Origin of the sequence: Flavobacterium sp., from assembly GCF_013822155.1 — a bacterium.
In the GTDB taxonomy this organism is placed as follows: domain Bacteria; phylum Bacteroidota; class Bacteroidia; order Flavobacteriales; family Flavobacteriaceae; genus Flavobacterium.
Map to the genome: position 1 here is coordinate 1 of NZ_PNJW01000022.1, position 13,765 is coordinate 13,765.

Below are 13,765 nucleotides of genomic sequence, written 5' to 3' on the forward strand. Positions count from 1 at the left end.
CCAAGCTTTTGAAGATATTAAGAAAACGGAAGTCAGAATAGATCAAATCAATCATCTATTGGCCACCCGTACAGATTATGAAAGTCAAACGTATTCTGAATTAATTGATGAATTGAGTGATGTAACACATCATTTTGAAGTATTAGGGGGTTACAATTATGTCGGCGATACCGAAAAAATTCTGTTAGGATTAGGATTCAAAAGAGAAGAATTCAATAATCAAACGGATACTTTTTCAGGAGGATGGCGGATGCGGATTGAATTAGCAAAACTGCTTTTACAATCCAACGATATTTTGCTTCTCGATGAGCCAACCAATCACTTAGATATTGAAAGTATAATTTGGTTAGAAGGGTTTCTTAGAAATTTTCCCGGAGTAGTGGTCATCGTTTCGCATGATAAAATGTTTTTAGATAATGTGACGAATCGAACCATTGAAATTTCGCTCGGAAAAGCATATGATTTCAATAAGCCTTATTCACAATATTTAGTTTTGCGAGAAGAAATTCGTGAAAAGCAATTGGCTACTCAAAAAAATCAAGCTAAAAAAATTGAAGAGACTGAAAAGTTAATTGAAAAGTTTAGAGCGAAAGCTTCAAAAGCTTCCATGGCTCAATCGTTAATTAAAAAACTCGATAAAGTAGAGCGAATTGAAGTCGATGAAGATGACAATTCTGTTATGAATATTTCATTTCCTGTTTCCATTACTCCCGGAAGAGTGGTGATTGAAGCTGAAAAGGTAACCAAAGCCTATGGTGATAAAATCATTCTAAAAGATATTTCGTTGTTAGTTGAACGTGGCAGTAAAATTGCTTTCGTGGGTCAAAATGGTCAAGGGAAATCGACTTTTATCAAAGCCATTGTAAACGAATTCAAATACCAAGGGTCAATCAAATTAGGTCATAATGTGCAGTTGGGTTATTTTGCCCAAAATCAGGCAGAATATTTAGACGGCGAAATTACGTTGTTGGAAACCATGGTGAATGCTGCAACAGACAGTAATCGTTCTAAAGTCCGCGATATGTTAGGTTCCTTTTTGTTTCGAGGGGATGATGTGGAAAAAAAGGTAAAGGTGCTATCCGGTGGAGAACGAAACCGTTTGGCGTTATGCAAATTATTGTTGCAACCCATTAATGTTTTATTGATGGATGAGCCAACCAATCACTTAGATATTAAATCAAAAAACGTTTTAAAAGCGGCCTTAAATAAATTTGAAGGAACCTTACTGTTGGTTTCACACGATAGGGATTTTTTACAAGGAATGGCAAATACGGTATATGAATTCAAAGACCAAAAAATCAGAGAATATTTGGGAGATATCAACTTTTTCTTAGAGCAACGTAATGCCATGAACATGCGTGAAATTGAAAAGAAAGATGTAGTAGCGAATTCAAATTCCAATAAAGAAAATAAATCGGTTTCGTATGAAGATCAAAAGAAGAACAAATCGCTTCAAAATCGCTTAAGTAAAATTGAAAGTCAAATCAAGCAATTGGAAATCGACATTCAAAATGATGATAAAGCATTGATGTCAAATTATGACAAACATATTGAAGATGCCAGTTTTTTTATGGCCTATAATAAAAAGAAACAGGAGTTAGATAAATTATTGGGGGATTGGGAAGTTATTCAAGGTGAGATAGATGCTTTAAATTAGGTAACAATATGATTCGTAAAAATTTACATTTGATTATTTCAGTGTTGATTGTTATTCCCGCAGCACTTTTTTACGGATTATTCCCAAATGAAACAGTACCGATTTTATTTGATTTTGCGGTTCAATCTACTGATTTAAAGAATGTGTTTCGAGCTATTCTGGGATTGTATTTAGCTTTTTCGGCTTTTTGGATTATGGGAATACTAAAACCTGATTTTTGGAACATGGCCACGCTTTCTAATTTCATATTTATGATTGGATTAGTATCTGGTAGAATGTTGAGTATGATTTTGGATGGCATTCCTTCTCCGGCTTTTTCTTATGGTATTATTGGCGAATTGATTTTAGCGATTTTTGCCTTATATCAATACCGAAAATATAAAAATTCTATTTAAACGGATTTCGCTCTTGCCAATCTGTTTTAGGTTCCAAATAACAGAATAACTGTTCCATTTTTTTGTTGATTAGCACATTTGAATGTTGCATAAACCCAAACATTTCTACCGGTTTTGCACCTACAGAACTTTTGATTTCCAAAGCTGTTCGGGCAAAAACAATTTCTTTAAAACCTTGGTTGATTGAATAGGCAATCATATCATAGAGCATATTTAAATACAACATTTTTTCACGCTGAATTTTTTCATCATAACCCAAAAAATAGGTATCCATTTGGTTACCGTTTTTAATTAAGGTATTGAATCCAATTAAACTGCCATTTTCAAAATAACCATAGAATAAAAAATTGTCTTTCAGTTTTTCTTTCATCACCCGAAAGTGGTTTTTAGCTAAGAAAAAAGTATTAAACGGAGCGTTTTGAGCTACGTGATGATACAAATCATAAATGGTTTCTTCCTGAGCAATAATTTCCTCTAAATCCATTTTTTTCTTTTGAATTCCTTCTGCTTTTTTACGGCAACGTTTGTATTGGTCACGGTATTTTTTTGCTAATGCGGCGATATAGTCATCAAAAGTTGCCCAATGGTCACAAGAGCAAAAAACCATATTGGGTTGGGTTGTGAAACGATAAAAAGTTTGAAAATCAGGGGCAGAAAAATGAGATACATTTTCAGTATCAAAATCTTTTAAGGTCGTTAAATGTACTTTCAGTCCTTTTTGTTTAAGTGTTTTTTTGATTTCGTTTGTTGCTTGATAAAGTGTCTCAACTCCTTTCGATGAATCAATTTCAGGAGAAAACTGAAAGGCATTTTGTCCGGTTAGCATGTTGTTTCCCATTAACAAGACATGTGAACAAAAGTTTCTGAAGATTATATTTCGAATGAATGTTTTGACGCATTTGTCCCGTTCACCAAACGATTCCAACTTATTTAAATCTAAAAATTGAGATAAGGCGATACCAACCAAGTTTTTGTTTTCGAAAATACCTATAAAAAAACAGCTCATGTTTTGAGGAGCTGATTCTTCTAACACGTCTAAATAGTGGGTCGATAAAAATATATTCGAGGTAGCTAAGCTATTCCATTGGGATGGCAATTGCTTAACCGATTCGTAAATGCTAAAAGTATACGCTGAATTCAAAGACAAATTGTTTCAGAAATAAGTTGATAAAGTTAAAGTATGTTGGATAAATAATAATCTTATTTAACTTTATATAAATATTTGATTATGATTTATAACAAAAGTACCATTCAGAAAGAAATTCAGGAACTTAAAGGTTGGGGTTTTAAAGACAATGCAATAGATAAAGCTTATGTTTTTAAAAATTTCTTGGAAGCTTTAGCATTCATTGTTCAAGTAGGGTGTCTTTCGGAAAAACAAAACCATCATGCTGAAATTTGGAATGTCTATAATAAAGTAACCCTCCGTTTATCAACTCATGATGCAGGAGGGGTTACTGATAAAGATATTAAATTAGCAGCGGCAATTGACAAGTTGGCTTAAACCCAACCACAAACAATGGCTCCCATAATAGTCATGCTAACGGTCCAATAACCGGCATTGATAAAAATATATTTCCATGATTTATGTTCGAATAAACCATTGATGGCTATTAATGGGAAGGCAAAAAACAATCCGGACATAAATCCGTGAAGTGCTCCGTGTTTAAAAGTTCGGAAAACAGTTCCATAATCTGCCATAAATGCAGCATAAGAGGGCTTGGCTGTTTCGATATAATCCGGACCGCCAATCATTCCTAAAGCACCAAATTGGTGAATGGAAAGCACTTGCATAATCATAGCAATCATGACTGAAAAAAGAAAGGTCAGGCCAAATATTTTCAGCATGTTTCCTTTTTTTAATTGTTCTTCGGTAAGACCGGATTCTTTCATCCAAGCATTGGCAAAAAGCATCGGACTATACCATACGGCACCTACCACTAATGTGGAAGTCGCTGCTACTAAAACAGAGATAAAATTCATTTCCATAAGTTAAAAAGTTATTGGTTAGTATATCAAATATAAAATATAAATGAATAACTTGTTTTAAAATAGGCAATAAATTGAAGTTCAAAAAGTTAAAAGGATAAGTTTCCGGCAATTTCTTTTAAACTGATTTCGGTTTGTTTTGTCAACAATTCTGCATTGGTTAAACGAATAACAGCATTGGCATAATTCACTTGAGCGGTTCTGAATTCAACCGGAGATATAGTCCCAATTTTAAATTTGTCTAATGTTATTTCTAAATTTTGACGGGCAATTTTTTCGTTCTTTTGTTCCATTTCCAATAAGGCTAAATTGGAAAGATACGATTGGTAAAAACTCGATATTTGGGCATTAACCGCTTGCTTTTGTCTATCAATCTGCAATTGCGTATTTTCCAATTGAATTTTAGACGTTCGTTCATTACGGTTTTGATTAAATCCGTCAAATATATTGATAGAGGCTGTAAAACCATAATTAAAGTTTTGCCCGGAAGTCTGCGTTATGAATCCAAAAGGAGATTCCGATCGAATGAAATTATATCCTGTTGATAAACTCAAACTTGGGTATCTTGCTGCTTTTACTTGCTTAAGTTCGTATTCCTGAATTTTTTTGTTGATGTATTGTATCTGTAATTCCGGATTTTGTTCTTGGGCCAATCCGAGCAAGTCTGTTAATTTTAAAGTTTCATCAATTAAAATAACATCAGTTACTGTAAAATCTGTTTCAGAAGGGCGGACTAATAATTGATTCAAAGCGATTTTTGAAATGGCATATTGTTCCTTTAACCTGATTTTTGCGGAAACATCTGCATTGTAATCCACTTCGGCATTCAGCACTTCTAATTTTGAAGCTTTACCAATAGTGAATCGTGTTTGTGCTGTTTTTAATCGGAATTCAGAAACAGCGATAATACTGTCTAAACTTCTAATCAAATGTTGTTGATTGACCAAAATATAATAGGTGTCATATACTTCACTGACTTTTGCAAGCACGTTTAATTTTAATTCAGTTTCACCCAATTTTTGAATTTCTTTCAATTGGTTATGACGTGCAAACATACTGAAACCATCAAAAATAGTCCACTCTAAACCAACGCCGTAATTTAGATTTAAATTTTTTGCTCCGTCAATTTCAATTTCGTTACCATTCGATTGGGTTTGTTTAGTGTTTAAAATGGTGTTGTTATTAGTAACAACCCCATTCACTCTTGGCAACATTCCGGCATTTCCCAAGCTTACATTTTCTTCATTTATTTTAACTTCGTTTTTTGCAATACGAAGGTCAAAATTATTCTCTAATGTAATGGCAATCGCTTCTTCTAAGGTTAGAACGGTTTGTCCTACAGCAAAAAAAGGAAGTCCTATTAGAAATACTACTATATATTTAAAATTTTTCATAAGTTCAAATTAAACAGACTCACGGTCAAATTGATCAGCTTGGTCTAATTCAGTCCGGTGTTTCTTTTCACGCGACCACATCAGGTAAATGGCAGGAATCACATAAAGGGTTAAAATTAACGAGAAAATAGTTCCTCCAACAATTACAATTCCCATACCCATTCTACTCTGAGAAGCAGCCCCTAACGAAACGGCAATTGGCATCGCTCCTAAAGCTAAGGTCAAACTGGTCATCAAAATCGGTCGGAGGCGAGATTCAGCGGCTTGCATAACCGCTTCATATTTTGTTTTTCCTTGTTCGCGAAGTTGGTTGGCAAATTCAACAATTAAAATTCCGTTTTTGGTTACTAGTCCAATCAGCATGACTGTTCCAATCTGACTGAAAATATTCCACGTTTGTCCGAAAAGCCAAAGGGAGAATAAGGCTCCGGCAACAGCCATTGGTACTGTTAAAATGATGATAAACGGATCGATAAAACTTTCAAATTGTCCGGCTAAGATTAAGAAAATTAATAATAATGCCAATCCAAAAGCAAACATGGTGTTGGAATTACTTTCCGCAAAATCACGTGATTCGCCTCCTAAGTCGGTTGTAAAGGTTTCGTCCAGCACTTTTTCTTTGATGCGTTCCATGGCTTCAATTCCGTCCCCAATACTTTTTCCTGGAGCTAAACCAGCCGAAACAGTTGCCGCCATATAACGATTATTGTGAAATAATTGAGGCGGACTGCTTTGCTCGTCAATGGTCACTACATTGTCTAATTGTATCAATTGACCGGCATTATTTCGAACAAAGATTGCTGCTAAATCCAACGGTTGGTCGCGGTCTTTTTTATCAAATTGTCCGATTACTTGGTATTGTTTTCCGTTCATTAAGAAATAACCAAAACGTTGCCCGCTTAACGATAATTGAATGCTTTGGGCAACATCGAGTACAGAAACACCCAATGATTCCGCTTTTTCGCGATTGATAGTAACATAAATTTCAGGTTTGTTGAATTTTAAGTTTACATCGGTAATTGAAAAAGTTGGGTCTTTAGAGGCTTCTTCCATGAATTCCGGAATTTTTTTCCTTAGCATTTCAAAGTTTTTTGCTTGAACGATAAACTGAATGGGTAATCCTCCTCGTCTGTTAACAGAAATAGTGGGTTGCTCGGAAACGGATGTTTTGGTGTCAGTAAAACCTTTGGTTAATTTTGTTAATCGGTCAGCAACTTCTTTTTGCGAAGCATCTCTATCTTCAGGATCAACTAATGAAAGTCTGGCAAAACCTCTGTTAAGTGAACCGGCACTAAATCCGGGGGAAGTGACAATCAAACTTATTTTTTTCTCAGGAATGGAATCAGTTATCAATTGCGACAAGTCTTGCATAAAGCGATCCATGTAATCGTAGGTAGCACCTTCTTGTCCGGTAACATTCACAAGTATCATACTTCGGTCGTCATAGGGAGCCGTTTCTTTTTGTAGAATGTTGTAAAACAAGACTGATAATCCCAAACAGATAATCAAAATTGGAAAACTCAACCATTTTCTCTTCATGAATTTACCTAACGAGTTGGCATAACCTTTATTTAAATTTTCATAAAACGGTTCGGTCATTTCGTAGAATTTCGAACGTTTTTGTTTCCCGCCTTTCATCAAATAAGCATTCAACATGGGTGTTAAACTTAAGGAAACAAAGGCCGATATTAAAACGGCCGCACCGATCACTATTCCAAACTCTCGGAATAATCTTCCCACAAAGCCTTCTAAGAATATAATAGGAAGAAATACTGCTGCAAGCGTAATGGAAATAGAAATTACAGCAAAGAAAATTTCATTGGAACCTTTGATGGCTGCTTCGATGGGCGACATGCCTTCTTCTACTTTCTTGAAAATGTTTTCGGTGACTACAATACCGTCATCTACTACCAATCCGGTTGCTAAAACAATTGCCAACAACGTAAGTACATTGATGGAAAAACCAAAAATATACATAATGAAAAAAGTAGCAATTAAAGAAACAGGAATGTCAATTAATGGTCGAAAAGCAATGGCCCAATCTCTAAAGAAAAGATAGATTACTAAAGTTACTAAAAGTAAAGAAATCAACAAAGTTTCAGCTACTTCTAAAATAGCTTTTTTGATAAAAATGGTCGTATCAATTGCTACATTCAGTTCAAAATCTTTTGGTAAATCTTTTTTCAGTAATTCGTATTGTTTATAGAATTCTTCCGAAATATCTAAATAATTGGTCCCCGGTTGTGGTGTAATGGCTAGTCCAATCATGGTTTGACCGGAATCACTCAACCTGGTTTCCAGGTTTTCTGCTTCCAAACTTGCCTTCGCAACATCCGACAAGCGAACAATTTTATCGCCTTCTGATTTTACAATGATGTTGTTAAAATCTTGTTCAGTAGATAAATTACCAAGGGTTTTTACGGTTAATTCAGTATTGTTTCCTGTCAGCTTTCCGGAGGGTAATTCGACATTTTGTTTGTTCAAAGCCGTTAGTACATCAGAAGCAGTGCAACCATAAGCAGAAAGTTTAATTGGGTCAATCCACAAACGCATGGCATATTTTCGTTCACCCCAAATCCGAACACTACTAACACCCGGAATGGTTTGCAAACGTTGTAAAATTACATTTTCCGCATAATCTGTAAGTTCCAAAACATTTTTATTTTCACTCTTCATGGTCATTGTCAGAATCGGGTCGGAGTCGGCATCAGCTTTTGAAACTACAGGGGGTGCAGTTAAATCTTGCGGCAAATTTCTAACAGCTTGCGAAACTTTATCACGCACATCATTGGCGGCTTCTTCAAGGTTTTTACCTAGATTAAATTCGATGGAAATAACACTGGTGCCTTGTGCACTGGTAGAGGAAATGTTTCGAATTCCGTCGATGGAATTAATTGCTTTTTCAAGCGGTTCTGTAATTTGCGATTCTATAATATCTGCGTTGGCACCCGTATAATTGGTTTGAACGGTAATTTGTGCCGGGTCAATGGATGGAAATTCACGAACGCCCAAATAAGTGTAGCCAATGATTCCAAAAAGGACAATCATCAGATTCATCACAATGGTTAAAACCGGTCGCTTGATGCTTAAAGTTGATAAACTCATGCGATTTAGTTTTTAGGTAGTGTTACGTTTAGTGGTGCTCCTTCTTTTAAAGCCATGATTCCGGATATGATGACCGTATCACCGGGTTTTAATCCGGCAGTGACCAGAATTTCTTTTTCTGTACGGGATTCCGTTTCAATTATTACTTCTTTAGCCTTTCCTTTGGATGAGATAAAAACTTTTTTACCGTTTTGAATCGGAATGATTGCTTCGGTCGGAACAAGTAAGGCATCGTTGATATCATCTAAAGGCAAGGTGATATTAGCATAGGTGCCGGGAATTAATCTTCCTTGTTTATTGTCTGCAAAAGCTCTTATTTGTAATGTTCTGGTGGATTGTTCAATGGCAGGTTCCATGGCATAAATTTTACCCGAAAACTTTTCACTGGAACCGGAGGTTGTAAAACTTAAATCGGAATTCAGCCTCATTAATGTGGCATATTTTTCCGGAATGGAAAATGTTATTTTCACCTGTGCATTGTTCACCAGTTTTGCAATTAGTGTGGTTGGTGTTACATAGGTTCCGGGAGAAATAGACCGTAAACCGATTTTTCCTGAAAAGGGTGCTACAATCGAAGTTTTAGCAATTTGAGCTTGAATTAATTGGGTTTGTGCTTGCGTGGATTGTAATTCTGCTTTGGCAACATCATATTCTTCCTGACTAATGGCTTCTTTTTCTAAAAGTAATTTGGCTCTTCGTTCGTTTTCAGAAGCTAAGGATTGTCGGGTTTTGGCTTGCGACAATTGAGCTCTTAATTCGATATCGTTGACTTTAATTAACTGTTGTCCTTTGGTTACGTTTTGCCCTTCTTTAAAAAAGATACCTTGTACAACGCCTGAAACTTCACTGCGAAGTTCAATTTGTTCGTTAGCATCAATGGTACCTGACAAAGTTAATTCATTAGAGAATTTCTGAGGTGTTAAAACAAGACCTTTGACATTGGTAGCCATTTTTGGAGCGGCACTTTTGCTATTGTTTTTTTCGTTTTGTGATTTATTGCTTGTAATTCTATAAACTATTAACGCTAGTAATCCCACTGAAAGCAGAATTATAAAGATGTTTTTAAATTTCATAAGGTTAGGCTTGTTTTTTTGTGGTTGTAAAATTTATAGTTTACAAATTTACCTTTTCTAAAACCAAAGGTTTTAGGGTTAATTGTTATTTAACAAATATTTAGTTAATTTTTAAAGTCTTATAAAGAGTGGGTTTTGTTTTTACTTAATCAAGTTTCTTAAAACAGAAAGTACCTAGTGCAGTTCGTCGATAATTGTAAGTAAAAACTACAAAAAAATAATAAAATATGCATTTCATCGATTAAATATGTATTATAACGATTAAAGTATCTATATTTACTTCGTCAAACCCAAATTTAATAAACTTATGAAAACAATTACTACTACATTTTTTCTATTTTTCATTTCCTTTCTCGCTTTAGCAGAGGTTTCTGTTACGGAAAAAGAGGCTTTAGTAAAATTCTATCAGTCTACCAATGGTAATCAATGGAAAAAAACATGGGATTTAAAAGCTGCAACTTCTACTTGGTATGGTGTGAAAATAAAAGACAACAAAGTAGTTGGTCTTGAATTGCCAAACAACAACTTAAAAGGTCAAATTCCTGCAGAAATTTCTAATTTAAAATATTTAGAAACATTAGATTTATTTAAAAATGATTTAAATGGAAGTTTGCCGGCATCAATAGGTGAATTACAAGCGTTGAAAACATTAAATGTTTCGTTCAATCGTTTAACCGGTTCAATTCCTGTTACGATAGGAAATGCAAAATCATTAAAAATAGTAGAATTATACATGAATTCTTTAACAGGTGGATTGCCAAATGAAATTGGAAATTTAGCTCAATTAGAAAACCTATCCTTATTTAACAATATGCTTGAAGGTGAATTACCTAAATCATTATTTGGATTAAAAAATCTGAAAGTTTTAATGTTAAACAGCAATAACTTCTCCGGTAAATTAAGCTATGAAGTTGAGAATTTAACAGCTCTTGAAAACTTAAGTTTATTTGAAAATAACTTTGTAGGACAAGTGCCTTTTGAGTTAGAGAATTTAAGCAATTTAAAAGAAATGAATATTTCCTATAACAAATTCAATGGATTAATATCGTATGCATTAGCTAAAAAAGATACTTTCCAAATGACGATGTTAAACGAAAAAGGATTAGCGGTTCGTTTACCGTTGATTACTGACAATACTGGAGTAGTAGGTACTCCGGATTAATTTCCAATACAAATACCAACAACCCAAAAAAACTTACTTTCCCCAAATTGTGAGTTTTTTTTTATTGGTTTAAATTGTAGTTTAAGATTCTATACTATAAAAGTTTCCCGTATCAACTGATACTTTTTTTAAAGCCACACATTACACAAATTTATTTATGTAATGTATGGCAAATAGATTTAAGCACTAACAAAACTTTTGTATTCAAGCTTTAGGTTTATTTCCAAAAGAATGCATACAAGAATACTAAAACAATCATGATGGCAAAGGCACTGATGTTAAAGGTAGAACTTGTTTTAAAGGTTTCTCTGCGTAATTCAAATCCTTTGGCATCATCAACGCCTTTATTTTGATTCCAGCTTATTAAAGCAATAATAGCCATGGTTAGTAAAGTGGTATACCCCATTTGATCCAAGAAAGGGACACTAGGGAAAATATTTTCCAACGCAGAACCTTCAGCCCAACCTTTCGGCCCAACTTTAAAGAACATTGCAATCGGTATGGAAACTAAAGCACCCCAAATAGCAGCTTTATTAGTCGTTTTTTTCCAGAATAGCCCTAATAGAAAGATGGCTAATATGCCCGGACTCACTACGCCGGTATATTCCTGTATAAACTGAAACGCTTGGTTAATTCCGCCTAACAACGGGGCAACGATTGCTCCTATCAATAAAGCAACGGCAGAAGTTATTCGGCCTACACGAACAGTTGTTTTATCATCTGAATTTTTATTGATGTATTGTTTGTAAATATCCATCGTAAAAATCGTTGAAGTTGAATTTAACATGGAGGCTAAAGAAGAAACAATTGCAGCAGTCAAAGCCACAAAAGCTAATCCTTTCAGACCGGAAGGTAAAAACTGAATCAACCACGGATAGGCTTTGTCTGCAGCGGCATCACTCGGAATATTGATTAAACCATCTGCTCCTAATCGGGCTAACATTTCCGGATCATTTACAATCACAAAGGCTGCAATTCCCGGAATTACCACGATAAATGGAATTAATAATTTCAAAAAGGCAGCTAATAATATCCCTTTTTGAGCTTCTTTTAATGATTTAGCAGCCAAAGCTCGTTGGATAATATATTGGTTAAAACCCCAATAATATAAATTAGCTACCCACATTCCTCCTATTAAAACCCCAATACCCGGTAAATTTAGATATTCCGGATTGGACTCATCTAAAATCATCGAGAATTTGGTAGGAGCTTTATCATAAATGATTCCCAATCCTTCCATCATTCCTTGACCGTCTGAAACAGTATTTAAAGCTAGGTAAGTGGTTGCTAATCCACCAAAAATTAAAAACACTACTTGAATGGCATCAGTCCAGGCAATGGAAGCCAAACCGCCATAAATGGAATAAGCTGCGGCAAAAAGGGATAAACCGATGATTGCCCACATCATATCGACACCCATTATCGTATTCATTGCTAAGGCTCCCAAATATAATACGGATGTGATGTTGACAAAAACATATAAAGCGACCCAAAAAACAGCCAAAATAGTTTTTAAATTAGTAGAAAACCGTTTTTCTACAAACTCCGGAATGGTATAAATTCCTTTTTCTATAAAAATGGGTAAAAAATATTTCCCTACAATGATTAAGGTTATAGCGGCCATCCACTCATAAGAAGAAATGGCAAGACCTACTGCAAATCCTGAACCCGACATGCCTATAAATTGTTCCGCAGAAATATTGGCAGCAATTAACGAAGTTCCAATAGCCCACCAAGGCAGCGATTTACTGGCTAAAAAATAATCTTCTGCATTTTTTTGATGCCCTTTTTTGCTTCGGGACATGTACAATCCTACACCCAAAATTAAAAGTGCGTAAGCAATAAAAATGACATAGTCTAAGGTAACAAAACCTGTATTCATAGGAAATGGATTAGTGTTATTGTTTTAATTTATAATGCAAGGTAGGCAAGTCTCTCAAAATGGCGGCACTTTTTTCAGGCGAAATATCACGTTGGGCTTCACCCATCATTTCATAGCCCACCATGAATTTTTTAACGGTGGCACTTCGCAACAAAGGCGGATAAAAATGCATGTGAAAATGCCATTCCGGATGAGCTGTTCGGTCTGTTGGAGCTTGATGAATTCCGGAAGAATAGGGGAAGGAGGTTTCAAAAAGATTATCATATTTAACCGTAATTCCTTTTATTATTTCAGCAAAAGAAACTGTCTCCTCTTTGGTCATCCCAATGATACTCCCAAAATGTCGTTTGCTGATAATCATGGTTTCATAAGGCCAAATCGCCCAAAAGGGTACGACTACTGCAAAATGTTCATTTTCTATTACGATTCTTTCTTTCAATTTTAATTCTTCTTCTAAATAGTCTTTCAACAAACTTTTTTTGTTGGCATCAAAGTATTTCTGCAAACTTTTTTGTGTTTTTTCTATTTGGGTGGGTAAGGAGGATTGTGCCCAAATTTGTCCATGCGGATGTGGATTACTACAGCCCATCACAGCACCTTTGTTTTCAAAAATTTGTACATAATTGATAAAATCATGATTGCCCAATTCAAGATATTGCTCTTTCCAAGTTTGAATCACTTTTGTAATATCAGTCACTTCCATTTCAGGAATGGTCAAATTATGTTGGGGTGAAAAACAAACCACTTTATTGATACCTCTTTCGGGTTTCAGTTGAAATAAGGATGATTTAGAAGGGTTTTCATTAAAAACTTCTTCTTGTAACAAGGCGGCAAAATCATTTTCAAACACAAAGCAATCCGTATAATGAGGGTTCTTGGTTCCGTTTGAACGTTCATTTCCCGGGCACAAATAACAATTGGGGTCATAGGCCGGTAATTCTTCCGAATGACTTTTTTCTTTTTGTCCTTGCCAAGGTCTTTTTGTGCGGTGTGGCGATACCAAAACCCATTCTTCTGTCAAAGGGTTGAACCGACGGTGGGGATGTTCGTTTGTATTGAAAGTTTGCATAGTATGGTGTTCAAGAAATCAATAAAAAGGTTACCAATT

General features: G+C 35.0%; 11 protein-coding genes. 4 read left to right on the top strand and 7 right to left on the bottom strand.

The features are described 5' to 3' along the window. Together C0512_RS07225 and C0512_RS07230 are read left to right on the top strand one after the other, a co-directional pair. A partial coding sequence (locus C0512_RS07225) for an ABC-F family ATP-binding cassette domain-containing protein (RefSeq protein WP_290860091.1) occupies nucleotides 1-1,657 on the top strand: 1,657 nt, incomplete at its 5' end. An 8-nt stretch (nucleotides 1,658-1,665) separates the two neighbouring features. Further along, nucleotides 1,666-2,052: a DUF4345 domain-containing protein gene (locus C0512_RS07230; protein ID WP_290860092.1), complete on the top strand. Its 387-nt coding sequence runs from the start codon at nucleotides 1,666-1,668 to the stop codon at nucleotides 2,050-2,052. Here the strand turns inward: C0512_RS07230 and C0512_RS07235 are convergent. Then, nucleotides 2,045-3,193 carry a GNAT family N-acetyltransferase gene (locus tag C0512_RS07235; RefSeq protein ID WP_290860093.1) on the bottom strand — a complete coding sequence of 383 codons (1,149 nt, stop codon included), beginning with the start codon at nucleotides 3,191-3,193 and terminating at the stop codon, nucleotides 2,045-2,047. The two genes, C0512_RS07230 and C0512_RS07235, sit on opposite strands and share 8 nt — an antisense overlap. Nucleotides 3,194-3,280: 87 nt before the next feature. Here C0512_RS07235 and C0512_RS07240 point away from each other — a divergent pair, with 87 nt between their 5' ends. Further along, nucleotides 3,281-3,556: a 4a-hydroxytetrahydrobiopterin dehydratase gene (locus tag C0512_RS07240; protein WP_290860094.1), complete on the top strand. Its 276-nt coding sequence runs from the start codon at nucleotides 3,281-3,283 to the stop codon at nucleotides 3,554-3,556. Here the strand turns inward: C0512_RS07240 and C0512_RS07245 are convergent. From C0512_RS07245 to C0512_RS07260, 4 genes are all read right to left on the bottom strand, one after another. Next, nucleotides 3,553-4,041, bottom strand: coding sequence for a DUF1761 domain-containing protein (locus tag C0512_RS07245; RefSeq protein ID WP_290860095.1), 489 nt, complete (start codon nucleotides 4,039-4,041; stop codon nucleotides 3,553-3,555). The genes C0512_RS07240 and C0512_RS07245 overlap by 4 nt on opposite strands. Nucleotides 4,042-4,130: 89 nt before the next feature. Continuing rightward, a complete protein-coding gene (locus tag C0512_RS07250; RefSeq protein WP_290860096.1) occupies nucleotides 4,131-5,435 on the bottom strand; it encodes a TolC family protein in 1,305 nt (434 codons plus the stop codon). 9 nt (nucleotides 5,436-5,444) lie between these two features. After that, nucleotides 5,445-8,540: an efflux RND transporter permease subunit gene (locus tag C0512_RS07255; protein WP_290860097.1), complete on the bottom strand. Its 3,096-nt coding sequence runs from the start codon at nucleotides 8,538-8,540 to the stop codon at nucleotides 5,445-5,447. Between the two features lie 5 nt (nucleotides 8,541-8,545). After that, complete coding sequence (locus C0512_RS07260; RefSeq protein ID WP_290860098.1) at nucleotides 8,546-9,613, bottom strand: efflux RND transporter periplasmic adaptor subunit; 1,068 nt, start codon at nucleotides 9,611-9,613, stop codon at nucleotides 8,546-8,548. A 307-nt stretch (nucleotides 9,614-9,920) separates the two neighbouring features. Here C0512_RS07260 and C0512_RS07265 point away from each other — a divergent pair, with 307 nt between their 5' ends. Beyond that, the gene (locus C0512_RS07265) at nucleotides 9,921-10,775 is read left to right on the top strand and encodes a Two component regulator three Y domain protein (protein ID WP_290860099.1); all 855 of its coding nucleotides are present in this window, start codon (nucleotides 9,921-9,923) and stop codon (nucleotides 10,773-10,775) included. Nucleotides 10,776-10,992: 217 nt separating this feature from the next. On the opposite strand, the gene C0512_RS07270 is transcribed toward C0512_RS07265, so the two are convergent. Both C0512_RS07270 and C0512_RS07275 read right to left on the bottom strand, forming a co-directional pair. After that, the gene (locus tag C0512_RS07270; RefSeq protein WP_290860100.1) at nucleotides 10,993-12,657 is read right to left on the bottom strand and encodes a sodium/sugar symporter; all 1,665 of its coding nucleotides are present in this window, start codon (nucleotides 12,655-12,657) and stop codon (nucleotides 10,993-10,995) included. A gap of 16 nt (nucleotides 12,658-12,673) precedes the next feature. Further along, nucleotides 12,674-13,726: a UDP-glucose--hexose-1-phosphate uridylyltransferase gene (locus C0512_RS07275; RefSeq protein WP_290860101.1), complete on the bottom strand. Its 1,053-nt coding sequence runs from the start codon at nucleotides 13,724-13,726 to the stop codon at nucleotides 12,674-12,676. Nucleotides 13,727-13,765: the final 39 nt, after the last annotated feature.

Excerpts from the sequence above, each read along its gene's own strand:
- C0512_RS07230 (WP_290860092.1), top strand. The coding sequence starts at position 1,666 with ATGATTCGTAAAAATTTACATTTGATTATTTCAGTGTTGATTGTTATT.
- C0512_RS07240 (WP_290860094.1), top strand. The coding sequence starts at position 3,281 with ATGATTTATAACAAAAGTACCATTCAGAAAGAAATTCAGGAACTTAAA.
- C0512_RS07245 (WP_290860095.1), bottom strand. The coding sequence starts at position 4,041 with ATGGAAATGAATTTTATCTCTGTTTTAGTAGCAGCGACTTCCACATTA.
- C0512_RS07250 (WP_290860096.1), bottom strand. The coding sequence starts at position 5,435 with ATGAAAAATTTTAAATATATAGTAGTATTTCTAATAGGACTTCCTTTT.
- C0512_RS07255 (WP_290860097.1), bottom strand. The coding sequence starts at position 8,540 with ATGAGTTTATCAACTTTAAGCATCAAGCGACCGGTTTTAACCATTGTG.
- C0512_RS07260 (WP_290860098.1), bottom strand. The coding sequence starts at position 9,613 with ATGAAATTTAAAAACATCTTTATAATTCTGCTTTCAGTGGGATTACTA.
- C0512_RS07265 (WP_290860099.1), top strand. The coding sequence starts at position 9,921 with ATGAAAACAATTACTACTACATTTTTTCTATTTTTCATTTCCTTTCTC.
- C0512_RS07270 (WP_290860100.1), bottom strand. The coding sequence starts at position 12,657 with ATGAATACAGGTTTTGTTACCTTAGACTATGTCATTTTTATTGCTTAC.
- C0512_RS07275 (WP_290860101.1), bottom strand. The coding sequence starts at position 13,726 with ATGCAAACTTTCAATACAAACGAACATCCCCACCGTCGGTTCAACCCT.